General features: G+C 60.2%; 26 protein-coding genes. 10 read left to right on the forward strand and 16 right to left on the reverse strand.

Features of this window, described 5'->3' with window-relative positions; genetic code table 11:
* Positions 1 to 14 precede the first annotated feature (14 nt).
* Complete coding sequence (locus tag AB4N84_RS20605; RefSeq protein WP_074749408.1) at positions 15 to 602, reverse strand: PilZ domain-containing protein; 588 nt, start codon at positions 600 to 602, stop codon at positions 15 to 17.
* 126 nt (positions 603 to 728) lie between these two features.
* On the opposite strand from AB4N84_RS20605, the gene AB4N84_RS20610 reads away from it, so the two are divergent.
* The 3 genes from AB4N84_RS20610 (at position 729) to AB4N84_RS20620 (ending at position 3993) form a co-directional block, all read left to right on the forward strand.
* Complete coding sequence (locus AB4N84_RS20610) at positions 729 to 1979, forward strand: lipoprotein-releasing ABC transporter permease subunit (RefSeq protein WP_460042903.1); 1251 nt, start codon at positions 729 to 731, stop codon at positions 1977 to 1979.
* Between the two features lie 7 nt (positions 1980 to 1986).
* Positions 1987 to 2670, forward strand: a complete 684-nt coding sequence (lolD, locus tag AB4N84_RS20615) for a lipoprotein-releasing ABC transporter ATP-binding protein LolD (protein WP_460042904.1) — start codon at positions 1987 to 1989, stop codon at positions 2668 to 2670.
* Positions 2671 to 2748: 78 nt separating this feature from the next.
* On the forward strand, positions 2749 to 3993 hold the full coding sequence (locus AB4N84_RS20620) for a lipoprotein-releasing ABC transporter permease subunit (protein ID WP_460042906.1): 1245 nt from the start codon (positions 2749 to 2751) through the stop codon (positions 3991 to 3993).
* A 127-nt stretch (positions 3994 to 4120) separates the two neighbouring features.
* Here AB4N84_RS20620 and AB4N84_RS20625 read toward each other — a convergent pair whose 3' ends face one another.
* Both AB4N84_RS20625 and AB4N84_RS20630 read right to left on the reverse strand, forming a co-directional pair.
* Positions 4121 to 5488, reverse strand: coding sequence for a heavy metal sensor histidine kinase (locus tag AB4N84_RS20625; protein WP_460042908.1), 1368 nt, complete (start codon positions 5486 to 5488; stop codon positions 4121 to 4123).
* Positions 5488 to 6168 carry a heavy metal response regulator transcription factor gene (locus tag AB4N84_RS20630; protein WP_074749412.1) on the reverse strand — a complete coding sequence of 227 codons (681 nt, stop codon included), beginning with the start codon at positions 6166 to 6168 and terminating at the stop codon, positions 5488 to 5490. Before AB4N84_RS20630 ends, AB4N84_RS20625 begins: the two co-directional genes overlap by 1 nt.
* 172 nt (positions 6169 to 6340) lie before the next feature.
* Here AB4N84_RS20630 and copI point away from each other — a divergent pair, with 172 nt between their 5' ends.
* The gene (copI, locus tag AB4N84_RS20635) at positions 6341 to 6856 is read left to right on the forward strand and encodes a copper-resistant cuproprotein CopI (RefSeq protein ID WP_460042910.1); all 516 of its coding nucleotides are present in this window, start codon (positions 6341 to 6343) and stop codon (positions 6854 to 6856) included.
* A 90-nt stretch (positions 6857 to 6946) separates the two neighbouring features.
* Positions 6947 to 7777 (forward strand): NADPH-dependent 7-cyano-7-deazaguanine reductase QueF, encoded by an 831-nt coding sequence (queF, locus tag AB4N84_RS20640; RefSeq protein ID WP_460042911.1) that lies wholly within the window; start codon positions 6947 to 6949, stop codon positions 7775 to 7777.
* A 92-nt stretch (positions 7778 to 7869) separates the two neighbouring features.
* Here the strand turns inward: queF and AB4N84_RS20645 are convergent, their stop codons facing one another.
* Entirely contained in the window at positions 7870 to 8133 is a 264-nt protein-coding gene (locus AB4N84_RS20645; protein WP_074749415.1) for a DUF4404 family protein, read from the reverse strand.
* A 115-nt stretch (positions 8134 to 8248) separates the two neighbouring features.
* Positions 8249 to 8884 (reverse strand): phosphatase, encoded by a 636-nt coding sequence (locus AB4N84_RS20650; protein ID WP_074749416.1) that lies wholly within the window; start codon positions 8882 to 8884, stop codon positions 8249 to 8251.
* 204 nt (positions 8885 to 9088) lie between these two features.
* Between AB4N84_RS20650 and AB4N84_RS20655 the strand changes: the two genes are divergently transcribed.
* A complete protein-coding gene (locus AB4N84_RS20655) occupies positions 9089 to 9790 on the forward strand; it encodes an MlaA family lipoprotein (protein ID WP_460042913.1) in 702 nt (233 codons plus the stop codon).
* Positions 9791 to 9890: 100 nt separating this feature from the next.
* On the opposite strand, the gene AB4N84_RS20660 is transcribed toward AB4N84_RS20655, so the two are convergent.
* A complete protein-coding gene (locus tag AB4N84_RS20660) occupies positions 9891 to 10190 on the reverse strand; it encodes a PilZ domain-containing protein (RefSeq protein ID WP_460042915.1) in 300 nt (99 codons plus the stop codon).
* Positions 10191 to 10456: 266 nt separating this feature from the next.
* Between AB4N84_RS20660 and rssB the strand changes: the two genes are divergently transcribed.
* Positions 10457 to 11638, forward strand: coding sequence for a two-component system response regulator RssB (gene rssB / locus AB4N84_RS20665; RefSeq protein WP_074749419.1), 1182 nt, complete (start codon positions 10457 to 10459; stop codon positions 11636 to 11638).
* Complete coding sequence (gene rssC, locus AB4N84_RS20670) at positions 11638 to 12120, forward strand: anti-sigma factor antagonist RssC (protein WP_074749420.1); 483 nt, start codon at positions 11638 to 11640, stop codon at positions 12118 to 12120. The genes rssB and rssC overlap by 1 nt, the downstream gene beginning before the upstream one ends.
* A gap of 414 nt (positions 12121 to 12534) precedes the next feature.
* Here rssC and tal read toward each other — a convergent pair whose 3' ends face one another.
* Complete coding sequence (gene tal, locus AB4N84_RS20675; RefSeq protein WP_074749421.1) at positions 12535 to 13461, reverse strand: transaldolase; 927 nt, start codon at positions 13459 to 13461, stop codon at positions 12535 to 12537.
* A 299-nt stretch (positions 13462 to 13760) separates the two neighbouring features.
* Between tal and dhaL the strand changes: the two genes are divergently transcribed.
* Positions 13761 to 15473: a dihydroxyacetone kinase subunit DhaL gene (gene dhaL / locus AB4N84_RS20680; RefSeq protein WP_460042916.1), complete on the forward strand. Its 1713-nt coding sequence runs from the start codon at positions 13761 to 13763 to the stop codon at positions 15471 to 15473.
* A 1051-nt stretch (positions 15474 to 16524) separates the two neighbouring features.
* Here the strand turns inward: dhaL and csgH are convergent.
* From csgH to AB4N84_RS20710, 6 genes are all read right to left on the reverse strand, one after another.
* The gene (gene csgH, locus AB4N84_RS20685) at positions 16525 to 16833 is read right to left on the reverse strand and encodes a curli-like amyloid fiber formation chaperone CsgH (protein WP_460042918.1); all 309 of its coding nucleotides are present in this window, start codon (positions 16831 to 16833) and stop codon (positions 16525 to 16527) included.
* Positions 16834 to 16838: 5 nt separating this feature from the next.
* The gene (locus AB4N84_RS20690) at positions 16839 to 17354 is read right to left on the reverse strand and encodes a curlin-associated protein (RefSeq protein WP_460042920.1); all 516 of its coding nucleotides are present in this window, start codon (positions 17352 to 17354) and stop codon (positions 16839 to 16841) included.
* A complete protein-coding gene (locus AB4N84_RS20695) occupies positions 17338 to 18201 on the reverse strand; it encodes a CsgG/HfaB family protein (protein ID WP_460042921.1) in 864 nt (287 codons plus the stop codon). Before AB4N84_RS20695 ends, AB4N84_RS20690 begins: the two co-directional genes overlap by 17 nt.
* A gap of 93 nt (positions 18202 to 18294) precedes the next feature.
* A complete protein-coding gene (locus tag AB4N84_RS20700; protein WP_460042923.1) occupies positions 18295 to 19320 on the reverse strand; it encodes a hypothetical protein in 1026 nt (341 codons plus the stop codon).
* 62 nt (positions 19321 to 19382) lie between these two features.
* Positions 19383 to 19811, reverse strand: a complete 429-nt coding sequence (locus AB4N84_RS20705; RefSeq protein ID WP_083370549.1) for a curli assembly protein CsgF — start codon at positions 19809 to 19811, stop codon at positions 19383 to 19385.
* A gap of 11 nt (positions 19812 to 19822) precedes the next feature.
* The gene (locus AB4N84_RS20710) at positions 19823 to 20191 is read right to left on the reverse strand and encodes a CsgE family curli-type amyloid fiber assembly protein (protein ID WP_074749427.1); all 369 of its coding nucleotides are present in this window, start codon (positions 20189 to 20191) and stop codon (positions 19823 to 19825) included.
* A 906-nt stretch (positions 20192 to 21097) separates the two neighbouring features.
* Between AB4N84_RS20710 and dusA the strand changes: the two genes are divergently transcribed.
* Positions 21098 to 22099, forward strand: a complete 1002-nt coding sequence (gene dusA / locus AB4N84_RS20715) for a tRNA dihydrouridine(20/20a) synthase DusA (protein ID WP_460047076.1) — start codon at positions 21098 to 21100, stop codon at positions 22097 to 22099.
* An 86-nt stretch (positions 22100 to 22185) separates the two neighbouring features.
* On the opposite strand, the gene AB4N84_RS20720 is transcribed toward dusA, so the two are convergent.
* From AB4N84_RS20720 to xylG, 3 genes are all read right to left on the reverse strand, one after another.
* Positions 22186 to 22776, reverse strand: a complete 591-nt coding sequence (locus tag AB4N84_RS20720) for an eCIS core domain-containing protein (protein ID WP_460042924.1) — start codon at positions 22774 to 22776, stop codon at positions 22186 to 22188.
* Between the two features lie 63 nt (positions 22777 to 22839).
* Entirely contained in the window at positions 22840 to 23976 is a 1137-nt protein-coding gene (locus tag AB4N84_RS20725; protein WP_346830043.1) for a sugar ABC transporter permease, read from the reverse strand.
* Positions 23977 to 25548: a D-xylose ABC transporter ATP-binding protein gene (xylG, locus tag AB4N84_RS20730; protein WP_460042925.1), complete on the reverse strand. Its 1572-nt coding sequence runs from the start codon at positions 25546 to 25548 to the stop codon at positions 23977 to 23979.
* Positions 25549 to 25607 lie beyond the last annotated feature (59 nt).

Genomic DNA, 25607 nt, shown 5'->3' on the forward strand with positions numbered 1-25607 from the left:
AGGCAGTAATCGGTTTATTTCACATCAGGGTCGTTCTGCTCACGCGCCAACCGCCGCTGTGCGGCTTGTCGTTGCAGGATGTGTCGGGCGAGCAACTGGCGCTGGGCATCACTGAGGTCGATCCACTCGGTGCCGATCTCGAAATCGCCAATGGTCAATGAGTGACACTGCGTCACTTTGGCTCGCAGCATCATGCCGGAGGCTTGGGGCATCAGTACCATTTTGACCGACAGCAGACTGCCGACAGGGAAGGGTTGGTGGGACTCGAATTGCAAGCCGCCTTCCGACATGATCACCTTTTGCGGGGCGCCCAGCTTGCCCAGCACGGTCTGCGCGACCACTTGGCCGAGCAGGTCAATGCGCTTGCTCATGGCCCGCAGGAAGCTGTTGGTCGTGCGGTCGCGATCGTCGAGCTGGCGCAGCAGGTGCTGGGACTCGAACTCGGCAACGTGCAGCTCGCTCAGCAGGTCGAAGAGTGTCGAGCTGGTGTCATGGGGGTGTTCATCAAGGGTGCCGGCGGCTGGAATGCGTTGAATTTCCAGTGCGACGCTGTCCTCGATACGGTAGTATTCGCGGCGTTCTTCTTCATCTAATGTCGACATGGCGAACCCATGGTAGCGGCGGTTGTCAGAGTGATTGCTCGCAATCGTTACTCAGCGATTTGAGTGTAAAGCTGCCGGCCAAGGCCCGCCACAAGGACGTTCCCATTCCTCCGAACAAGCCCCTACATGTTCAGACCTCTTTTTGTATTCATCGGCACGCGTTACACCCGTGCAAAACGCCGTAATCATTTTGTCTCCTTCATTTCCCTGACGTCGATGATCGGTCTCGCCCTTGGCGTTGTGGTGATGATAGTCGTGTTATCGGTCATGAACGGTTTCGATCATGAGATGCGCACGCGCGTCCTCGGCATGGTCCCCCACGCGACCATCGAATCCGGCGAACCGATCAACGACTGGCAAAGCCTGGCGGCCAAGGTCAAACAGAACCCGCAGGTGGAGGCGGTCGCGCCGTTCACCCAGATGCAGGGTTTGCTGACCAACAATGGCAATGTGCAGAAAATCCTGCTCAATGCCATCGACCCGGTTCAGGAACGCAAAGTTTCGATTATCGACGGTTTCATGAAACAGGGCAGTCTTGACGATCTGGTGTCAGGCGGCTTTGGCGTGGTCATCGGCGACAAGGCCGCGACCAAACTGGGCGTGGGCTTGGGCGATAAGGTGACGTTCGTGTCGCCTGAAGTGATGGTCACTCCGGCCGGCATGTTCCCGCGCATGAAGCGCTTCACCGTGGTCGGCATCTTCCACGTCGGCGCCGGCGAGCTGGACGGTTATCTCGGTGTGACCAACCTGCAGGACCTGGCGCGTCTGCATCGCTGGAAGCCCGATCAGGTGCAAGGGCTGCGCCTGAAGTTCACCGATCTGTTCAAGGCACCGCGCACGGCTTACGAGATTGCCCAGAACCTGGGTGAGCACCAGTATTACTCGCGCGACTGGACCCGTACCCACGGCAACCTGTATCAGGCCATCGGCATGGAAAAATCCATCATTGGCCTGCTCCTGTTGCTGATCGTGGCCGTGGCGGCGTTCAACATCATTTCCACGCTGGTGATGGTGGTCAACGACAAGCGCGGTGACATCGCGATCCTGCGTACGCTGGGCGCCACGCCGGGCCAGATCATGCGCATCTTCATGGTTCAGGGTACGGTGATCGGCGTCGTCGGCACGCTGGTAGGTGCCGGTGTCGGCATTCTGGCCGCGCTCAACGTCAGCTCGGCGATTTCGGCGCTCGAAGGCCTGATCGGTCACAAGTTTCTCAACGCGGATGTCTACTTCATCGACTATCTGCCTTCGCAATTGATGGCTGAAGACGTGCTGCTGGTCTGCGGCGCGGCCTTGGTCCTGAGTTTCCTCGCCACCCTGTATCCCGCCTGGCGTGCTGCGCGCACCCAGCCGGCGGAGGCGCTACGTTATGAGTGAGTCGGGCATGAGTGATAAAGCTGTACTGAGTTGCCGCAACCTGGGCAAATCCTACGAGGAAGGCCCGGAATCCGTCGTGGTGCTGTCGGGCCTGCAGCTGGAACTGCACCCGGGCGAGCGCGTGGCGATCGTCGGCAGTTCGGGGTCGGGCAAAAGTACCTTGCTCAACCTGTTGGGCGGACTGGACACGCCTACCGAAGGCAGCGTCTGGCTGGCCGGTGAAGAATTGTCCGCACTCAACGAAAAGGCCCGTGGCCTGCTGCGCAACCGCGCACTGGGTTTCGTGTACCAGTTCCACCACCTGCTGCCTGAGTTCACCGCGCTGGAAAACGTCTGCATGCCGCTGCTGATTGGCAAGACGCCGATTCCGGAAGCGCGCCAACGCGCGACGGCGTTGCTGGAGCGGGTAGGGCTCAGGCACCGTCTGGCGCACAAGCCTTCGGAGCTGTCGGGTGGTGAGCGTCAGCGTGTGGCCATTGCCCGTGCGCTGGTCAATCAGCCGGGGCTGGTGATGCTCGACGAGCCGACCGGCAACCTCGATTCCCATACCGCACAAGGCATTCAGGACCTGATGCTGGAACTGAGCACCTCATCGCGGACCGCGTTCCTGGTGGTCACCCACGATATGGCGCTGGCCCGTCAGATGGACCGCGTATGGCGCCTGGAAGAAGGCCGTCTGGTCGAGGCGTGATGCCAACAAACCGTTGCCGGTCTTTACGGCAGCGGTGGTTTTTTAATTTCAGCGGCTTTTAGCTACGGTGCTCCACGAATGTTCAGACCGTTATCCATCTTTATCGGCACGCGCTATACCCGGGCCAAGCGACGCAACCACTTCATCTCGTTCATTTCGATGACGTCGATGATCGGCCTGGCGTTGGGCGTCCTGGCGATGATCGTGGTGCTGTCCGTGATGAACGGCTTCCAGCAGGAAATGAGCTCGCGCATTCTCGGCATGGTCCCGCACGCGGTGATCGACGGGGTCAAGCCGCTGGATGACTGGAAACCGGCCGCCGATGCGGCAATGAAGAATCCGCAGGTCACGGCTGCCGTGCCGTTTACGCAAATGGACGGCATGCTCTCGTACAAGGGCACCATGCAACCGATCGAGATCAACGGTGTTGATCCGGCGCTTGAGTCGAAGGTCTCCATCGTCACTCAGCACATCGTGCAGGGTCGCCTTCAGGACCTTAAAGCCGGTGAGTTCGGCGTGGTGATCGGTGAGATCACCGCGCGGCGCTTTCGACTGAACGTCGGTGACAAGATCACCCTGATCGTGCCGGAAATCAGCAGCGACCCGGGCGGCATCACGCCGCGCCTGCAACGCCTGACCGTGGTGGGTGTGTTCAAGGTGGGCGCCGAACTGGACGGTTCGATGGCGCTGGTGAACGTGGCCGATGCCGCGACCATTCAACGCTGGCAGCCCAATCAGGTGCAGGGCGTACGCCTTGCTCTGACAGACCTGTACGCTGCACCGCACGTCTCGACGGCCATCGCGGGCGGGTTGGGCGCTGACTACAAGGCCGACGACTGGACGCACACGCAAGGCAGTCTGTTCAGCGCGATGAAGATGGAAAAGACCATGATCGGTCTGCTGCTGCTGATGATCGTGGCCGTGGCCGCCTTCAACATCATCGCGACACTGATCATGGTGGTGAACGACAAGGGGGCGGACATCGCCATTTTGCGGACGATCGGCGCCACGCCTCGGCAGATCATGACCATCTTCATGGTGCAAGGCACGGTGATCGGTGTTGTGGGCACCGTCATCGGCGGTGTGCTGGGTGTGATCGCGGCAATCAACGTCAGTCAGTTGGTCGGCTGGGTGGAGCGGGTGACAGGGCAGCACATCTTCACCTCCGACGTGTACTTCATCAGCAACCTGCCGTCGCATCTGGAAGGCAGTGACGTGGCGCTGATTTGCAGTGCCGGCTTCATTCTCAGCTTTCTGGCGACGATCTATCCGGCGTATCGCGCGGCACAGATCCAGCCGGCGCATGCGTTGCGGTATGAGTAAGCGCCGATATTTCTGACGCAGCGTGACATCTGTGGGAGCGAATTCATTCGCGAGAGGCCGGTACAGTTGACGCATCCATGTCGCCTGGACGCTTGCGTCGCGAATGAATTCACTCCCACAAGAAAGATCACCGGCTCCCGGCCGGCAACTCGATCAAAAACCGCGTCATCCCATTCTGTGACTCACACCTGATTGTCCCGCCGTGTGCGTGGATGATCGATTGGGTAATCGCCAGTCCCAACCCCGCGTGTTCGCTGCTGCCTTCATGGCGGGCAGGGTCGGCGCGGTAAAACCGGTCGAACAGTCTGGGCAACACCTCGGACGGGAGTGTCTGACCGGAGTTTTCAACGGTGATCCGCACGCGTTGGGCCGCCGACTCGAGCTTCACGGCGACCTGCCCTTGGGCCGGGGTAAAACGCAGGGCGTTCCCCAGCAGGTTCGACAGTGCCCGACGCAGCATATGGCGATCGCCCGCCAGTTCGGCGTCTCCCTGGCGACGGAGTTGCACGTGGGCTTCCTCGGCCAGCGGCAGGAAAAACTCCAGCAGCGCGTCAGTTTCTTCCGCCAGATGCAAGCGCTCCCGGCTCGGACTCAGCAGGCCATGCTCGGCTTTTGCCAGGTACAACATGTCGTTGACCATCTGCGCCATCCCCTGCAGTTCTTCGAGGTTATCCAGCAGCGCCTCGCGATACGCTTCAAGATCCCGTGGGAGGGTGAGGGTGACCTGGGTATGCGTGAGCAGGTTCGACAGCGGCGTGCGCAGCTCGTGGGCAATGTCGGCCGAGAAGGCCGACAAGCGCTGAAACCCATCGTCCAGGCGCCCCAGCATCGCGTTGAACGCCTGAGTGAGCTCTGCCAGCTCCGCCGGCATCTCGTCGAGCGGCAGGCGCGTGGTCAGCGAGCTGGCCGACACGCTGGCGGCGATTTCGCTCATCTTGCGCAAAGGACGCAGACCACTGCGGGCCGCCCACGCGCCGAGTAATGCGGTGGCCAGCGCCGACAAACCCACAGTCAGCCAGATCAGGTGCTGCATGCGCTCCAGAAAGTGCTGATGGTGGGTAATGTCCAGCAACAACGTCAGCTGTGGCGAGTCCTGTTTCTCGGGGTTCAGCGCAACCGTGTAGGCGCGATAGGCAACGCCGCTCTCGGTCAGGGTGTGCAAGCCTGCATGAACGCCATTCTGCGGTATTGACGGGACCTGGCTGTCGAACCACAGCACGCCCGTCTGGCTGCGGACCTGCAAGGTCAGGTCCGGTGAATGCCTGAGTTCAGTCAGCAGTGCCGGTTTTCTTGCGTCGAACTGCTCGGCGGTGAGCACGTCCTTCAAGGCATCTCGCAGCGTCGGCAGCTTGCTGTCGAGCAGTTGCTGATCCAGCTCCAGGAAGTGCGCTTCGCTGGCACGGTTGAACAACACGCCTGCCGTCAGCGACACCACCGCGGTGCAGGCGGCGAACAACAAGGCAAGTCGACTGCCAAGGGAAATGCGTTGGAGCATCAGAGGCTTCGCTCTTCGAGGACGTAGCCCATGCCGCGCACCGTATGAATCAGCTTGTCGGGATAATCGTCGTCGACCTTGAGGCGCAAGCGCCGGATGGCCACCTCGATCACATTGGTGTCGCTGTCGAAGTTCATGTCCCAGACCTGCGAGGCGATCAGCGATTTGGGCAGGACTTCCCCCTGACGACGAAGCATCAGCTCCAACAGCGCGAACTCCTTGGCGGTCAGGTCGATGCGCTGGCCGCTGCGTTCGACGCGACGACGCAGCAGGTCAAGGCGCAGGTCGGCCAGTTGCAGGTGGGTTTCCTGGCTGGCGCTGTTGCCACGGCGCAACAGGCTGCGCACGCGTGCCAGCAACTCGGAGAACGCGAAAGGCTTGATCAGATAGTCATCGGCGCCCAGTTCCAGGCCGCGTACTCGGTCTTCCACCGCGTCGCGGGCGGTCAAAAACAGCACCGGTGTGTCGAGCCCCGCACCGCGTACCGCCTGCAGAATCTGCCAGCCGTCCCGACCGGGCAGCATCACATCCAGAATCAGCAACGCGTAGTCGCCGGTCAGCGCCAGATGCTGGCCGCTGGCGCCGTCGGCCACCCATTCGGTGTTGAATCCGGCTTCGGTCAGCCCTTGGCGCAGGTATTGACCCGTTTTTGCTTGATCTTCGACGATCAGTAATTTCATGGGCAGCTCATCGGTCGTCATGACGCTGGACAGTGGCGTTCGCGGTCACGCTTTATAGCGCGACCGAGGCGGGCGGTGGTCAAGCTTACAAAGTTGTAATCTTGCGGTCAGCTGATTGCCAGTGGCGGCGGCCTACCTTAGCGTCATCGATCGTCGTTGACTGGAGATTCACATGTTTGCTCGTTTAATCGCTGCTGCCGTGTTGCTGGGCGTAAGTTTGTCGTCGTTGGCGTCCCCCGGTGAGCATTTTGCCTTCGGCCACCCGGCCAAAGCCGACCAGGCGACCCGCACCCTGGAGCTGACCCTGGGCGACATGTACTTCGAACCCACGTCTCTGGCCGTCAAGGAAGGGGAGACCGTACGCTTCGTGCTGGTCAACAAGGGGCAGTTGCTGCACGAGTTCAACCTGGGTGACGCGGCCATGCACGCCGCGCATCAACAGGAGATGCTCAAGATGGTCGCCAGCGGCATGCTGACGTCGACCGGGATGAAACATGACGGCATGTCGGGGATGGATCATGGCGACATGGGCATGAAGCACGACGACCCGAACAGTGTGCTGGTGGAGCCTGGCAAAACCGCTGAACTGACCTGGACCTTCACCAAGGCCACCGACCTTGAGTTTGCCTGCAATATTCCCGGCCATTATCAGGCTGGCATGGTCGGAAAAATCGCGATTGCCGACTAATCGCTGAAAGCGCGGGACAAAACCTATAAACTTCGCGGTCAGGATTTTCAAATCAGCCCCTCACATCCGCTTTCAGGTTCAGGTCCCGCCATGCATCCCGCAGCCGAACACTCGCCGCTGGGCAAGTCCAGTGAATACATCGCCACCTACACGCCGTCTCTGCTGTTTCCGATTCCCCGTGCCGCCAAGTGGGCGGAGTTGGGGCTGACGGCCGAGACGCTGCCGTATCAGGGCGTCGATTTCTGGAACTGCTACGAGCTGTCCTGGCTGTTGCCGTCGGGCAAGCCGGTGGTCGCCATCGGCGAGTTCTGCATCCCGGCGGACTCGCCCAACATCATTGAGTCCAAGTCCTTCAAGCTTTACCTGAACTCGCTGAACCAGACGCCCTTCGCCTCGCAGGCTGAATTGGTGTCAACGCTGGAGAAAGACCTGTCGGGCGCGGCGGGCAAGCCGGTGGGTGTACGGATTCGTTCGCTGAAGGACATCGAGGCCGAAGGCATCGTGCCGGTGCCAGGGGTGTGCGTCGACGAGCTGGACGTGACCATCCACAGTTATGACCGGCCACAGCCTGAATTGCTGCGGTGCGATGAAGCGCGTGTGGTCGAGGAGTCGCTGCACAGCCATTTGCTCAAATCCAATTGCCCGGTCACCAGCCAGCCGGACTGGGGCAGCGTTGCAGTGCAATATCGGGGTGCGGCGCTGGATCACGCGAGCTTTCTGGCTTACATCGTCAGTTTCCGCCAGCATTCGGACTTTCATGAGCAGTGCGTAGAGCGAATCTTCATGGACCTGCAGCGGCTGCTCAAGCCCGAAAAACTCACCGTGTCCGCGCGCTATGTGCGTCGCGGCGGGCTGGACATCAATCCGTACCGCAGCACCGAAACGCTCACGCTGGAAAACGGGCGTCTGGCGCGTCAGTAACAGGCAATGCTTCTACAGGGGCCGCCTTTCGTTGCTGGAAACTAAAAAGCCCGTCATCACGACGGGCTTTGCCTTTCAAATCAACCGAAACGTCAGATTCCGATATTGCCCAAGGTCAGCACGATGTTGCGCAGGGTCCCTGCAATCCCGGGGTGTTCCAGCTCGAACCGCTCGACCGCAAGGTTCACGCCGTCGGCCAGGTTATTGTCCGGGGTGGCGGTTTCGACAGCGATCTCCGCTTCAATTTGCGCCATCAGCGTGTGCAGGTCAGCGCGCTCTTCCTCGGTCAGCGGAGGATTCTGTTCCAGTTGCTCGCGCAGGGTGTTGAGTTGTGCTTGCAGTTCGCGGGCGGGCATAGGGTGCTCCCTTCATGAATAGTCTCAGCATGGACCGCGACGCGTGCGCAAAGGTCCTTTGCAGCTAAGACTAATCCACTCTGCGCCACCTTGCATGACGCCGATCAAACGAGTGTCAGGGCTTTTCGGCTTTGAGGCGTCTCAAGGTGATGTCGGCGAGGCAGGACTCCAGCTCACCCAAGTGATCGATCACCGAATGCGCACCGGCCGCGTACAGTTCCAGCGTCGCCCGGCCACGCCGACGTTCGCGGTCCAGATCGCTCAACGCCTCCCACTGTGCAGGAGACAATCCGCACAGGGGGCCGCACGAAGCAAGGCCCACCGTCCACAGTCCGGCGTTGAGACCGGCCATCAGCAGCCGGGGGTCGCCACTGACCAGCACGCAACCGTCAAGCTGCCCGGCATTCAGGCGCATCAACGCCTGCCAGCACGCGTCCGGTGCGGGCCAGTGGTTATTCGGGCGGGGTGTGGAATGGATCAAACCCTCCAGAGGCGCCGCCAGTTGCTCGGCGATGCTGGCCGGGTACTCGTCGATCCACGCACAGGGAATCTGTTGTTGCTTGAGGCTCTTGAGCGCTGCCAGTGCGCCCGGGGTCGGGGTGGCGAATGGGCTGGCATCCTGGGAATGGAAAGAAAGGCCGTCACTGCTGCGTAATGTCCGGGCCTGTGCGCCGAAATCAACCAGGCAACCGCTCAGACCAAACAGCACGGCGGTGAAAGACGGGGCGGGCACTGCGACCGGGGCGAGCATGGAATTCCCTCTCAAATGGCAATGACGCTAAGGGATTTGCATGACAGTCCAGTGACCGGCGTGTGACATTGTGAGCAGATGTTTAAGGGCCTACGGCATTCCGTCAGTTTTCGACGACGTAAAACGTCGCGGAACGCTTTATACTCCCTCTCTTTGGTTTGGGGCGTAGCGCCCGCTTCATTACTTTGACTGGGAGTCTCAGCTATGCCCGTGACCGGTGCAGGCTTTATCAATCGTCTGGCTCGAACGTGTTTCTGGGCCGGTCTGGCCTTGATGCCAATGGCGGCTCAGGCCGCTGAAGACGATCCATGGGAAGGCGTCAACCGCGCGATCTTCCGTTTCAACGACACCGTCGACACCTACGCGTTGAAACCCATCGCCCAGGGGTATGAATTCATCACCCCGCAGTTTCTCGAAGACGGCATCCACAACATGTTCAAGAACATCGGTGAAGTGACGAACTTCGCCAACGATGTTCTGCAGGCCAAGCCTGAGGCCGCCGGTGTCGACACCGCGCGCCTGATCCTCAACACCACCTTCGGCCTGTTGGGCTTCTTCGATGTGGGCACCAAAATGGGCCTGCAACGTAACGATGAAGACTTCGGTCAGACCCTTGGCCATTGGGGCGTGGAAAGCGGTCCATTCGTCATGCTGCCGTTTTTCGGCCCGAGCACCGTGCGTGACGCATTCGCCAAATACCCTGACACCTACACCCAGCCGTATCGCTACATCGATCACGTGCCGACCCGTAACACGGCGTTGGGCGTAAGCGTGGTGGATACCCGTGCCAGCCTGCTGTCTGCAGAGAAGCTGATCAACGGCGACAAATACATCTTCATTCGTAACGCGTACCTGCAGAACCGTGAGTTCAAGGTGAAAGACGGCAAGGTCGTCGACGATTTTTAATCGCCTTGCGATTCGCGTGAAGATGCAAAAAAAGGCGACCTTTGGGTCGCCTTTTCTTTTTCGGAATTTGTCGAAAATGTGAAGTAGTTCCGAAGTGCCATCACTTCATGGTCAGGATGGTCAGTCCCAATTTTTGCTCGCCGCCGTCGATGTCGGCAATCCAGACCACCTCGGTGTCGGCTTCCAGACCCTTCAATGCAGTGTGTTCGGATTCGATCCGAACATTGATCCTGTCACCCACCTTGAACGAGCGCGGCGCCTGTATCTGCATGCCTGAGCTGGATAAATCCACGCATACCGCAGGGATGATCTGACCCGCATAGATCAGGCTGATGTCCGCGTCGACACGCATGCGGATGTAATCTCGTTTCTCTGCATAGTCGCGATCAATCTGGCCCATGGCGCATCCTTCGTTTTCGTTGCTGATTTAAAGGTTCTTATAACTCCCGGCGATTTGCGATGTAAAGACGCTGGCCGACCGCTGGAGCGAGCTTGAAACGCCCGGCGGATGGGAGTACCGTCTGCGCCTTGAAGGGCACCTCTGACACGTGAAGCGTTTGACCAAAAGTCCGCTCCCTGACTCCAGAGAGGCTAGAAGCGAATCCAGTATGCGGCCTGACAGAATCCGACCGCGTACGCCAACCTAATCTGGCGCCGTTTGCCCACATGCAAAAAACCAGTGCCACGCTGCTGATTATCGATGACGACGAAGTAGTGCGCGCGAGCCTCGCGGCCTATTTGGAAGACAGTGGGTTCAGCGTCCTGCAAGCCAGTAACGGCATGCAGGGTCTACAGACCTTCGAGCAAGAAAAGCCTGATCTCGTGATCTGCGACTTGCGCATGCCTCAAGTGGGCGGCCTTGAGCTGATTCGGCAGGTGACCAGTCTCGCTCCGGAAACCCCGGTCATCGTGGTGTCGGGTGCGGGTGTGATGAGCGACGCCGTCGAAGCGTTGCGTCTGGGTGCGGCCGATTACCTGATCAAGCCCCTCGAAGACCTTGCAGTGCTTGAGCACTCGGTACGACGGGCGCTGGATCGCGCGCGCTTGCTGCAAGAGAACAAGCTGTACCGCCAGAAGCTGGAGACCGCCAACCGCGAGCTCGAAGCCAGCCTGCACTTGCTGCAGGAGGACCAGGACGCGGGCCGTCAGGTTCAAATGAACATGCTGCCGACCAGTCCCTGGGCCATCGACTCGTTCGAGTTCGAACACGAAATCATTCCGTCGTTGTACCTCTCCGGCGATTTCGTGGATTACTTTCGGGTCGACGACCGTCGTGTAGCGTTTTACTTGGCCGACGTGTCAGGCCACGGTGCTTCCTCGGCCTTCATCACCGTGCTGCTGAAATTCATGACCACGCGCTTGCTGTTCGAGTCCAAGCGCGGCGGTACGTTACCGAAATTCAAGCCTTCCGAGGTCCTCGGCCATATCAACCGTGGTCTGATCAGCTGTAAGCTGGGCAAACACGTGACGATGGTGGGTGGCGTGATCGACGAAGAAACCGGGCAATTGACCTACAGCGTTGGCGGCCATTTGCCGCTGCCGGTGCTGTACACGCCAACCGAGACGCGTTATCTCGAAGGGCGCGGTCTGCCGGTGGGGTTGTTCAATGAAGCGACGTATACAGACCATGTGCTGGATCTGCCTGAGTCCTTTAGTCTAACCCTGCTGTCTGATGGCATTCTGGACCTTTTGCCAGGTGATACACTCAAAGAGAAAGAAGCCAACTTACCTGAATTGGTGAAGTCGGCGGGCGGCAGCCTGGATGGCCTGCGTCGTAAGTTTGGATTGGCCACACTCGGGGAGATGCCGGATGATATCGCCTTGTTAGTGTTGAGCAGGAACCTTTAATGAGTACCGGTAGAATCCAGTTTGCCGAGCAAGATGGCACCTTTGTCCTGAAGTTTGTGGGTGAAGTGCGTCTGACTCTCTGCTCGGCGTTGGATGCGACGATTGAGCGGATCTTCACCTCGATGAATTTTTCGACCGTGGTGATCGATCTGACCGAAACCCGCAGCATTGACAGTACAACGCTCGGCCTGCTGGCCAAGCTGTCCATCCTGTCGCGGCAGAAAGCGGGCCTGCTGCCCACTGTCGTGACCACTCACGAAGACATCACGCGCCTGTTGCAGTCGATGGGCTTCGATCAGGTGTTCAACATCGTAGGTCGTCCGATTCCGCGTCCCGAGACGCTGAGCGACCTTCCGTCGCAGGATCAGTGCGAGGATGTGGTCAAGGCCAAGGTCCTGGAAGCGCACAAGATTCTGATGGGGCTCAACGACTCCAATCGCGAAGCGTTTCGCGACCTGGTGAACGCGCTCGAGCATCAGTAGGATTTTCTCTTGGCTCTGGCTGAGGCCGATCGGTTTCGCTTTAGCAAATTGCTTCTAAAAGCGGGGAAGTGGACCTACCAGAAGTAACCGATATTGCTGTCCCTGTTTTTGATCGTTCTCACTGACAGTGTCAGACAGACTGCGTATGCAGGATTTGCTGCCGGTTCCCGGCAGATCGTCGGCAAGCCAAACTCCTACGCCCTCCGGGCAGAAGCAAGACAGTGCGCAGGTCAAACTCTGCGTGGCAATGCCCGTCAGGACGCTTCGTGCCCCCAATGACGCAGAGCGTCATGCGCTGCGTACCACGCGGAGCGTGGGAACGATCAAAAGCCCAAGCCCGACGACGCGATTCCATAGACGTAAAAAAGGGCAGCACCCAAAAAGGATGCCGCCCTTTTTCACAAGCCCGATGTATTACGCCTTCGCGCTCAACAACGCCTCGAGCTTCTCCTGGTCGCGGGCAAACTGACGAATGCCCTCAGCCAGCTTCTCGGTCGCCATCGCATCTTCGTTCGACGCCCAGCGGAACTGGCTTTCGTTCAGCGTCTGACGTGGCTCGCCACCGTTACCCGGCTTTAGCTTCTGAGCCAGGGTGCCAGTGTCTTCAGCCAGCTTTTGCAGCAGGTCCGGGCTGATGGTCAAACGGTCGCAGCCGGCCAGCTCTTCGATCTGGCTCAAGTTACGGAAGCTGGCACCCATGACCACGGTCTTGTAGTCATTGGCCTTGTAGTAGTTGTAGATGCGGGTGACCGACTTGACGCCCGGGTCTTCGGCACCGACGTAATCCTTGCCTTCGGCCTTCTTGTACCAGTCGTAGATGCGACCCACGAACGGCGAAATCAGGAACACACCCGCGTCAGCACAGGCCTGGGCCTGAGCGAAGGAAAACAGCAGCGTCAGGTTGCACTGGATGCCTTTCTTTTCCAGCTGCTCCGCAGCGCGGATGCCTTCCCAGGTCGAGGCCAGCTTGATCAGGATGCGATCACGGCCGATACCGGCCTGGTCGTACAGCTCGACCAGACGTTCTGCGCGTTCGATGCAGGCGTTGGTGTCGAAAGAGATGCGGGCGTCCACTTCGGTGGAAACACGACCCGGAACCACTTTCAGAATTTCCTGGCCGATCGCCACGGCGAAACGGTCGCTGGCCAGGCCGATGTCATTCTTCGCGCCGCTGAACGCTTCTTTCAGGCGGTCGGCGTTGCTGTCGCTGGAGGCGGCTTTGAGCAACAGGGAAGGGTTGGTGGTGGCATCCACCGGCTTGAGCTTTTCAATGGCAGCGAAATCGCCAGTATCGGCAACGACGGTGGTGATTTTTTTGAGTTGTTCCAGCTTGGAAGTCATGAGCGTGCTCTGTCCTGTGGGTGTGATGACATTACCCGAGCGCCGCCGGTCACTCAAGGGCGTAAACCGCAACAAACACGCTGATCCAGAGGGCTGCATTTGCGCAAACAGCAGACCTGTGGATCAGCCACGATCCCGGAAAAACATGACGTTAAGGTTGTCAGTCAGGGTGCGTGGTTAACAGTTCCCGAGGAGGGCGGATACTCGATCCAGACTGGTTGGAGCCCGGAGGTGGCGGGTTGTTCCCCGCACTGTCGTCTATTGTGGTCTGACCGATTCGGGCGAAAGGGATCATCACCATGAAGAAACTGATCAATGACCCGCTGGGTGTCGTCGATGACATGCTGGAGGGGGCCGTGCTGGCCGATCAGCGGCTAGTGCTGCTGGAAGGGGAAAACATCGTTGCTCGCCGGGATTTTCAGGCGCTTGGCCAGAGCGGAAAAGTCAGCATCATCTCGGGTGGCGGCGCAGGTCATGAGCCGGCGCATGGGGGCTATGTCGGCGGCGGCATGCTCACGGCTGCGGTCGCCGGGCCCGTGTTCACGTCGCCGAGTGTCGACGCGGTGTTGAAGGCGATCATGGCCCTTGCCGGACCGGCGGGTGTGTTGCTGATCGTCAAGAACTACACCGGCGATCGTCTCAACTTCGGGCTTGCGGCGGAAATCGCCAGGGCGGCGGGCGTGGAAGTTGACATGCTGGTTGTCGGTGACGATGTCGCGCTGGATAACCAAGGCGGGCAAGTCGGGCGGCGGGGCATTGCCGGAACCGTGTTCATTCACAAGGTCGCCGGTGCGGCAGCGGAGGCTGGACTCACGCTGTCGCAGGTCAAGGCCGAAGCGGAGCGTGCGGCCGCGGGGTTGTTCAGCATGGGCCTGGCACTCGGCGCCTGCACCGTGCCTGCCGCCGGAAAGCCGGGGTTTAACCTCGGCGACGATGAGGTCGAGTATGGGCTGGGCATTCATGGGGAAAGCGGCGTGCGGCGCGGCCGGATTCAATCGGCGGACGAGATGGTCGACGTGTTGTTGGCACGCCTCGTCGAGCAGGGTGAGCTGAAGGCGGGTGAGCGCATCGCGCTGATGGTCAATAACCTCGGTGGTACGGCGGTTCAGGAACTGGACATCGTGGCGCGTCAGGCGTTATCGGGGTGTGCGGCACTGGGAATGCAGGTCGAGGCCGTCATGGTCGGTACGTTCCTGACAGCCCTTGAGATGGCGGGGTGTTCGCTTTCGATCCTGCGTGTCGATGACGCGCTGCTGACACGACTCAAGGCGCCGACTGACGCGACCGCATGGCGAGGCATGACGACGCCCAGTGCTGTCGTCTCCCGGGTGCCGGTGGTGAGCGTGACCGAGCAGCATGCGTTCACAGGCGCGTCCTGGTCGTCGGACCAGGCTGATGCCATGAGGAAGGTGCTGCAGGCGGTCAGCCAGGCGTTTCAGCACAGCGAACAGGTGCTGACGGAACTCGATTCGGTGGTGGGGGACGGTGATATCGGCATCAGTCTGGCGCGAGGGGCTCGAGCCATCGATGCGGCGTTGGAATCACTTGCGCTGGACCGGCCAGCGGTCGCATTGCAGCAGCTGTCGGCCATTCTGCGGCGGGTTTTGGGCGGGACGTCGGGGCCGCTGTATGCCGTTTTCGTGCTGCGTGCGGGTGTGGCGCTTTCGGAGCACGCCGAACCAGGTTCTGTGGGAGCATGGGCCGAGGCATTGCAAGCGGGGTGCGACGGGATGGTGAGGCTCGGCGGTGCCAGTGCGGGCGACAGAACGATGCTGGATGCGCTGATTCCCGCTGCGGCTGCGCTTTCGTCCCAAGCGAAGGGTGTGGCTACGGCCGATGCGGTCTTGCAAATGGCCATTGCCGCAGAGATCGGGGCTGAGGCGACGCGTACGATGTTGCCGAGCAAGGGACGTTCTTCCTACCTCGCTGAGCGGGCGCTGGGGCACGTCGATCCAGGGGCTTACGCGGTGGCGCTGTGGATGCGTGCGGTTGCTTCGGCCTTGGGCGATTGAAGCAGGGCGATGTGAGCGGACGCGTTGACCTGTCAGTGACTGAGACTATAGCCAAAGGCTTACACGGGCTAAGGCGAACTCGCCCTATGAACTGAAACATTTGAGGGTTACATTGGATCCATCAACTGAAGCGAAGGAACCGCTTCGCAGATCACGGATGATCAGCCATGGCGCGGAGCGCTGCCGACAGGATGTTGGAATGGCCTTGAACTGAAAAACGACCCGCTTCGGCGGGTTTTTTTATGGCTGCAACTTAAGGGTTTTTCGAGTTTTTTGCCGATGCGGGCGGTGATTCTTTATTTAACGTTTGCCCGGTCGGGAATACGCCACGCATCCTGTAGGAGCAGTCGTAACCTCCGACTGCTCCTACAAGGTGTGCGGTGGGTCAATGAAATCACTGCCTTAGGCATACCGCATTCGCGGCCGTCGTAACCTCCGACTGCTCCTACAAGGTGTGCGGTGGGTCAATGAAATCACTGTCATAGGCACACCGCATTCGCGGCCGTCGTAACCTCCGACTGCTCCTACACGGTATGCGATGGGTCATTGAAATCACTGTCATAGTCACAACGCATTCGCGGCCGTCGTAACCTCCGACTGCTCCTACAAGGTGTGCGGTGGGTCATTGAAATCACTGTCATAGGCACACCGCATTCGCGGCCGTCGTAACCTCCGACTGCTCCTACAAGGTGTGCGGTGGGTCATTGAAATCACTGTCATAGTCACATCGCATTCGCGGCCGTCGTAACCTCCGACTGCTCCTACAAGGTGTGCGGTGGATCAATGAAATCACTGTCATAGGCACACCGCATTCGCGGCCGTCGTAACCTCCGACTGCTCCTACACGGTATGCGGTGGATCAATGAAATCACTGTCATAGGCACACCGCATTCGCGGCCGTCGTAACCTCCGACGGCTCCTACACGGTATGCGGTGGGTCATTGAAATCACTGTCATAGGCACACCGCATTCGCGGCCGTCGTGACCTCCGACGGCTCCTGCAACGTATTCAGTGATCAGCAGATCCCAGGCACGCGCCGGCGTTTCGCAGTCACTGACTGCCCGCACCACCACACGCGCTGTCCATCTCTTTTACCAGCGTGTTCTCTTGAAACACCTGCAGATGCACCTGGCAGGTCCCGCCCGCGGGCAGGTTCAAACTCACGCTGTTGGCCGGAACACCGCTCTGCACATCGCCTTGCTGATTGATGCTCGACGTCCCGTTCACGCTCGTCTGGCTGACCGTCATGCGGTACTGCAGGGTCAACGGCACCGGGTTTTCGATGTGCGGGCGAATGACCACCATCGCGCCATGGCGCTGGGTATCGATCGATACCGCCAGTTGGGAAACGTCCATCATCAGGTCTACCTCTGCGTCGCGCTGGCTTTCATGTTATCGCCGTACTGGGTCACCGACACCGTACCGCCGAATCCGGCCTGGTTCACGGTCGCTTGGTTTGACTGTCCGTACTGCCCGACGAATGCCTGATTATAGGCGCCGGTCTGCACCACGTTCGCCGTGTTGTCGGTGCCGTGCTGCGCGACGCCGGTCTGGTTTTGATTGCCCGACTGGGTGACCTGCGTGGTGTTACCCGATCCGTTTTGCTGCGCAGTGATCGAGTTGTTCGCGCCGCTCTGGTTGATGACCGCCTGGTTGCGACTGCCCACTTGACTCTGCACCATCCGTTGCGAGGCACCGCTCTGATCGACCCGCGCCTTGTTGTAGGAACCGATCTGCGAAATCGTCGCGACGCTGTTGCCCACCGTGATGTCGGCGTAGCGATCTTCGCGCACCAGATCGGCGGCGTGGCAGAGGGTGCTGCCGAGCAGCAAAGCCGCCAGCAGCACGCCGTTTCGACCCTTGTTATTTTTGAGTGACATTCTTGTCTCCAGTTGGCAGCAGCGCTTTGTCGGCTTCGGCCATCGGCGCCGTGGACATTTGTTCGTCATAGCTCTGCAGATAACTCTGCAACAACGGCTTGTTCAGATCGTCGGGGTTCTTGAGGTTCCAGCTGCCGTCGCGCGCACCTTGGGCAATCATGTGGATCAGCGCGGTTTCGATGGCTTCGCGTACGCATTGCTGCACGGGCTCGTTCCGTGACAGGCCTGTTTCCACTTCCAGCAAATGCTTGAGCGACACGAAGCGGAAGATGCCGAAGTCGACCTGGATCGAGAACACGGTCTTGGTGGTGGTGATGCTCTGAATGATGTCGCCGGTCCGGATGTCGATTGCGCGCAGGTTCACCGTCACCTGGTCCTGGCGATAGAGCTCGGACGGCCCTACACCGAGGTAGCGAACACCGATACCGCCGGTCCTGACGTTGCTTTCGTAGGCGACGATCGCGCCTTCGATGATCATGTTGGCTGGCCGCAAGGCGGGCAGTTGAACCTGGGACTGGTCTTGTGGCTGCTCCAGCGCGCGGATGATCTTGCGCTCGGTCAGCAGGTCTTGCAGGTTTTCGCGTTCGACCGGTTTGAACCAGCGCGAATCGCGCAGCGCAGTGATCAGCAGCGACGCGGCGCCCTGAGTCACTGATGTGGAAAACGAGCTGTCGGGTGACGGTTTGTATTGACCGGTCTGGTCACGCAAGCCGTACACGGCAACGCTGATAGGGCCCGCTGGGGCAGGCAGGTGCGTCAGGTCTCGCAGGCTCTGTGTCGGCGGCGACAGCGTAGCGGGCGAGATGGTCGCTGCAGGACGCGAAGTGGCACAGCCGGCGATTAGCATTACGGCAGAGACTATCAATGTAAACGAACGGACGCGCATTCTTATTCTTCCTACAAAGAAAACCCCGCCGGATCACCGGCGGGGTAAGACATCTTAGTGTTGGTAGACAGTTGCGACGTTGCCGCCACCGCCAGACTGGCTGACGTTGGCGACCATGTTGTTGCCCGATTGAGTCACGCCCACCACGTTGGCTGCGCTGAAGTAGCCCGAGCTGGAACCGGTCTGGCTGACGGTCGCGCGGTTGTTGTTGCCGGTTTGCAGCAGGGACTCTTCGTTGTAGCTGCCGGTCTGGGTGCTGGACGCGTAGTTGTTATTGCCACGTTGCTGAACGTTGGCTTCCAGCGAGCTGCCGCTCTGGTAGAGGCCCGCGGTGTTGTAATCGCCACGCTGTGTGGCCGTCGCGGTGCTGGCGCTGGCGCCGTTCTGTTGAACGTTGCCCAGGTTGTTGTTGCCGTTCTGGTCCACTTTGGCAGTGACCGCATACGTGCTGTTCAGCTGCAGAACACTGCCGGTGTTGGAGTTGCCGGTCTGGTTGACGGTACCGGAGATGAAGCTGCTGTTGCCCTGTTGGGTCACGCTTGCCAGGTTGTAGTTGCCCGACTGGGTGATGGACGCGCCAGTCCCGTTGCCGTTACCTGTTTGCGAGGTGGTCGCGGTGTTGTTGTTGCCGTTGCCCTGAGTGATGCTGGCGCTGGTACGGGTGTTGGACGCCTGACCGATGGTCGCGGTGTTGTACGCAGAGGATTGATCCAGGGTTGCGGACTGACCCAGCACGTAAGAGCCACCGGTCTGGGTGATCGCGCCGGAGTTGTTGTTACCGGACTGCTTGGCAGCGGCGCTGTTGTAGTTGCCGCTCTGATTGATATTCAGGGAGCTGTAGGTGGCGGTCTGGCTGATCGCGGCGCCCGAGTAACGACCTGCAGCAGGAATGCCGGCGGTGTTCTGGCTGCCTTTCTGGTTGATGTTGACGGTCGACTGGGTCGCGCCTTGCTGGTCGACGTTCAGGGCGTTGCTGGAACCGTCCTGAGTGGTGTTGACGGTGCTGTCGTCAGCCATGGCTGCGCCAGAGAGAGCCATCAGGACAGCGAGAGACAGAAGGGATTTACGTGCGTGCATCATGATCTTCCTTTTTCAGTTTTGTACTTGGGTTTGGGGTGTTGCAAATCGTCTTGCGGCAGGTCTTACGGTTGATTCACTTGAAACTGGGTGGTCTGGCCGGTGTTCTTGTCGGTGGTGACAATCTGCAGCAGCCCGCCTTGAAGGTTGGTGATCGAGATACGGAAGTCGGTGGTTTCAACGATCCCGGGCACCAGTTGGCCGTTGGCGCCGACGATGCTGGAGGTCACGGCTGACGACACGCGGCTGAGAATGGCGCTCTGCAACATGCTGTTGAATTGCGTCAGTGCGGTCTGTCCCGATGCGCCGGATGACGACGACTTCTCGGTAAAGTGGTTTTGCGCCTGCGCCTGGTTCAACAGCACCGGTCCGTTCAGCGGGTTGCCACCGAATGACGGGTTGTTGGGCACATAAGCCAGCTCGCTGGCGTGGGCGTTGACAAAGGCGCCGGACACAAGTGCCAGGCTGACTACGGCCAGTGAAATGCGCTGCATATCCATACCTTTCATAGTTCGTCGCGGCCCAGGTCCGGGTCGCCAAAGAATTGTGCGAGTTGGTAATCGAGAATCGCCTGATACACCTGCGCCGCGGCGTCGGCGCCAATGGCGGGAATCAACGTACGGTTAGGTGGCAGGAACATCGAGAACAGGCGGCGGTTGCCGTAGTCGACGAACACTTGACTGCCCAGACGTGCAGTCGGGCGTTCGCTGATGGCGACGGTGAAGGTCCCGTCCTCGTCCTTGTCGCGCCACGCACTGGCAAAACTGTCGTAGAACGCACGACCGGCCATGGTCATGGTCTGGCCGATCACCAGCCCGCCTACATCTCGGCGATTGAGTGTGCGGTGTTGATCGACGGTCGCAGAACTGTTCACGCTCGTTTGTGCAAAGAGTGTGGATGCCGCGCACAGTTGTACGATCAGGACGCAAATAGCGCGTGAGTACGTCATGTTTGTAGGGCCGGTGTTACAGAGTTGGTACTTGTTATATAGGAATAAATTCACTTTGCCACTACGAACTTAAAAATAATTTCATTATTTTTATTGGCGTCAAATTGCGTGCGGTTTTTTAGTTGAGTCGATAGAGGCTTAATGAAAGGGGGAGAGAATTCATGGCGTCAAAAAAAGAGGTATGGGGTTGGGTGTTAGCCCTTGTAAATGCTGGGGTTTACGCGTGGGTAGGGGCGCCTCGGTGAGGCCTGTTTAATTGAATGTCGAGGTGTCGTACTGCGCGGAGAGTCTTTTACGTGTGTTTAATCGCAGCCTCTTATTAAGGGGGCGCGTTTGAAGTCAGTGGGCGTGTGAGATTAAGTAGGCAGTCGTCAGGGTGTTTTCTTTTGCTGTTATTACTCGGTGTGAGGGGCGTCGTGTAATGAAAGTTTGGCGATAATAATTAAGCGTCATGTTTAACGGGGTCAGTGTTTTGAGGGTGTATGTAAGTCAGTCAATTTGCGCCGTTTCAATCAGGTGTCTGAACGGGAGGCGTCTGGCACGCGGCTTGGATCCAGACATTGTTCGTGCGGTAATCGAGTCAGATGCACGGCGTTGTTCTGGCGCATATGGGATTCGGATTGAGGCGCGAACCCTTCTCGTATCAATTCTGAAACACTCGCGAAGTTGCGCAAAAGTGATGTCTCATTGCCACTTAGTTCGGGCCTCGGGAAAGGGGCATTGCGCGCCGCACGCCATCCGGAACATGGCCATGCGCCTACAGCTTGATCGCGCTAACTGTTAAACTGCGCGCCCATTACGCCTGACACTTCTGACCGCCCCATGCTGCCAATGACCGCTTCACGCCCCGCCAGCGCGCCCCGCGAACCTTCACGCCGCTTCTCCGTTGCGCCGATGATGGACTGGACCGATCGCCATTGCCGGTTCTTCCTGCGCCTGTTGTCGAAGAACGCACTGCTGTACACCGAGATGGTCACCACCGGCGCCTTGCTGCACGGCGACAGCGAGCGTTTCCTGCGCCACGATCAGAGCGAGCATCCGCTGGCGCTGCAACTGGGCGGGAGCAACCCGGCAGACCTCGCCGCCAGCGCACGTCTGGCACAGGCGGCGGGGTACGACGAGGTCAACCTCAACGTCGGCTGCCCGAGCGACCGGGTGCAGAACAACATGATTGGCGCGGTGTTGATGGGCCACCCGCAGCTGGTCGCCGATTGCGTCAAGGCGATGCGCGATGCGGTGTCGATTCCGGTGACCGTCAAGCACCGCATCGGCATCAACGGCCGGGACAGCTACGAGCAGCTCTGTGAATTCGTCGGCACGGTGCGCGACGCGGGCTGCACCAGTTTCACCGTGCATGCCCGTATTGCGATCCTTGAGGGCCTGTCGCCGAAGGAAAACCGTGACATCCCGCCGTTGCGCTATGAGGTCGCCGCGCAGCTCAAGCAGGATTTTCCCGACTTGGAGTTCATCCTCAACGGCGGCATCAAGACCCTGGAGCAATGCCAGGAACACTTGAAAACATTCGACGGCGTAATGCTGGGCCGCGAGGCTTACCATAACCCGTACCTGCTGGCGGACGTCGACCGCGAACTGTTCGGCGGCACTGAACCGCCCATCACCCGCGCCGAAGCACTGGCGCAGCTGCGTCCTTACGTCGAAGCCCACCTGCGCGATGGCGGCTCGATGCACCACATCACCCGCCATGTGCTGGGGTTGGGCACGGGCTTCCCCGGCGCCCGTAAATTCCGCCAGCTGTTGTCGGTGGACATTCACAAGACCGACGATCCGCTGGGCTTGCTGGACAAGGCTGGGGAGTTGCTGGAAGGGCGGTGAGCCCGTCGGCAGGTGCGTGCCTCAACCATCGGGTTCGCCAGCAAGCCGGCTCCTACGAGGGATAGCGCGGCGCTCGCCTGCCCGGTTCAGGGATCGAGCCCGCGTGACACGCGCCCGACCTCGGTCTGTATCTGATACGCCGGCGCTTCCACGGCATTGAAATCCTGGGTGTAGCGCTGGGCGAACCCGTCAACGCCCCATTCCTGATACTGCTGCACGTGTTTGAGTTCGTGAGCCCACAGGGCAACGTCGTGCTCAGCGGACTCGGCCGTGCGGAAGACAATGATGTCGATCAGGGTGACGGCGCCGATGTCGGGGTTTTGCATCATCGCGCTGGCGGCGCTGAGTTCGCCGTTGTCGCCGACTTTATAGAGGGCTGCGTCCAGCACGCTGGGCGGATACCAGCGCAGCAGTTGCTCGCGGATCGCCTCGGGAATGGGTTGTGTACCGCTCATGGCGGCGTCGGCGCGGGACTGGCTGAGCCAGAGGGCAAGCGCCGGACCGGCGATCTGGGTCACTTCGGTGGGCAGGCCGCTGCCGAGGATCTGTCCCAGATCGGGCAAGCAGATGCAGCCATTGAGGCAGATGAGTTTTTCCCCGGCTGGACAGGACACAGGGTCGGCGAGGGCACTCGCGCCAAGGCAGGTCAGAAGCAGGGCGAGCAGGGCGTTGCGCATGAATGTGTCCGGAACGGAAGTGCGCTTAGCCTAGCTGCTCGCCGGGATTTTCTGTAGCCCGGCTCAACGCCGGCCGGTGCGCGTGCTCACGTCCACCCAGACCGCCAGTACCAGAATGCTGCCCTTGACGATCATCTGCCAGTAGCTGTCGACGTCGAGCATCGACATGCCGTTGTCCAGGCTGGTGATCACCAGCGCGCCAAGTAACGCGCCGTACACCGTGCCGGACCCTCCGCGCATGGACGTGCCGCCGATGAAGCAGGCGGCGATGGCATCCAGTTCACCCATGTTGCCCGCCGACGGCGAACCCGCCGCCAGACGCGCCGTGTTCACCAGCCCGGCCAGGGCGCACATGACGCCCATGATGCCGAAGATCCACAGCTTGACCGCCTGCACGTTGATGCCCGACAACCGAGTGGCTTCCATGTTGCTGCCCACCGAATAGATGCGGCGGCCGAACACGGTCTGGCTGGTGATGTAGCTGAAGACGCCGAGCAAGACCAACAGCAGCAACACCGGCACCGGGATGCCGTCATAGCTGTTGAGCGTATAGACGAAACCTGCCAATACCGCGCCGATCAGCACGACCCGCAGAACATCGCGCAGCAGTGCGTGCGGGGCCAGGCCGTGCAGCGCGCGGTTGCGACGCTGGCGCCAGGTCAGGAACACAGTCAGGGCGAACAGCAGGACCCCCAGTGTCACGCCGACCAGCGGCGGCAAATACCCTTGGCCGACATAGACCAGTTGCGGCGACACCGGCGCAATGGTCGTGCCGCCCGTGATGCCCAGCAGAATCCCGCGAAACGCCAGCATGCCGCCCAGGCCGACAATAAAGGAAGGGATGCGCAGGTACGCTGTCATGGCGCCGTTGGCCAGCCCGATCAGCAGCCCACACAGCGCCACGATGCCCAGGTTTACCGGCAGGGGCACGTGATAGACCACGTCAAGAATCGCCGCCACCCCGCCCAGCAAGCCGAGCAACGAGCCCACGGACAGGTCGATTTCACCGCTGATGATCACCAGCACCATGCCGCACGCCAGGATGCCGGTGATCGACATCTGCCGCAGCAGGTTGGAGAGGTTGCGCGGCGTGAGAAAGCCGCCCTCGGTCTGCCAGCTGAAGAACAGCCAGATCACGGCGATGGCGATGACCAGCGCGAGCATTTTGTAGCGGGTGAAGAGTTGTTTGACCTGATTCATTTAAGCGGAGCTCCCCACGGCATCTGGTCGATCATTATTGTTATGTCCGTCGGGCTGGCTAAGCGCGGCGGCGAGCACCTGTTCCTGAGTCAGGTCCTGGTTGATGAAGTCCCCACGCAACTGGCCTTCGCCGATCACCAGTACGCGGTCGGAGACGCCGAGCACTTCGGCCAGCTCCGACGACACCATGATGATCGACACACCGTTGGCAGCCAGTGCGCCCATCAGTTTGTAGATCTCGTACTTGGCGCCCACATCGACACCGCGTGTGGGCTCGTCGAGGATCAGTACGCGCGGCTGGGTCAGGAGCATTTTGGCCAGCACCGCTTTCTGCTGATTGCCGCCCGAGAGGCTGGTGATGGGCAGGAACGGGCTCGCCGTCTTGAGGTGCATGCGCGCGATTTCCTTGTCGATGCTGCCCAGTTCCTTCTCGGCATCGATGCGTGTCAGGTGCGCGAAGCTGTCGAGCACTGCCAGGGTAATGTTCTGGCCGACGCCGAGGTCGGGGATGATGCCCTGACGCTTGCGGTCCTCGGGCACCATGCAAAGCCCTGCGCGAATCGACTTGAGTGGCGTGCGGGTGTCGATTTTCTGGCCTTCCAGCCAGACCTCGCCCTCATAGCGTCCGGGATAAGCGCCGAACAGCGCTGACACCAGCTCCGTGCGACCGGCGCCGACCAGCCCGGCAATGCCGAGGATCTCGCCACGTTTGAGGGTGAAAGAAATATCGTCGACGCGTTTGCGTCTGGGGTTGTCGACGTCGTAGCAGGTGAAGTGCCGGGCTTCGAAAATCACCTCGCCGACGGCGTGGGGTTCGGTGGGGTAGAGGTTGCTCATCTCACGGCCGACCATCTGGGTGATGATCTTGGGGATGTCCATGTCGGCCATGGCGGTGGTTGCGATGTGTTTGCCGTCGCGGATCACCGAAATCGTGTCGCACACGGCGGCCACTTCATCGAGTTTGTGCGAGATGTAGACGCAGGCCACGCCCTTGGCCTTGAGGTCGCGGATGATGTCCAGCAAGACGTCGATTTCCGAGCGGGTCAGGGCCGATGAGGGCTCATCGAGGATCAGCAGACGTGCTTGCTTGTTCAGTGCCTTGGCGATCTCGACCAGTTGCTGATAGCCACCGCCGTACTGCGAAACCGGCAGCGAGACATTCATGTCGGGCACTTTCAGCTCGCGCATCAGGGCTTCGGCACGATGGATCATCGCCGGGTAATTCATGCGGCCGCCCGGCAAGGTCAGCTCATGGCCCATGAAAATGTTTTCTGCCACCGACAGGTCGGGGACCAGCGTCAGTTCCTGGTGGATGATGACGATCCCGGCGGCTTCGGTCTCGCTGATGGAGTGGGCTATGAGCGGCTGGCCGTCCCAGACGATTTCGCCGTCCCAGGTGCCATGGGGATAGACCGCTGACAGCACTTTCATCAGGGTCGATTTGCCGGCGCCGTTCTCGCCGCACAGCCCGACGCACTCGCCGGGCCGGACCTTGATGTCGATGCCGTTCAGGGCGTTGACACCGCCGAAGGATTTGACGATGCCGTTCATTTGCAGCAGGTAGTCGGACATTGCGCGGTATTCCAGGACAGGCCGGAGGTATCATGTAGGAGCGTGGCTTGTCCCGCGAT

The organism is Pseudomonas sp. S2_H01 (assembly GCF_054668305.1).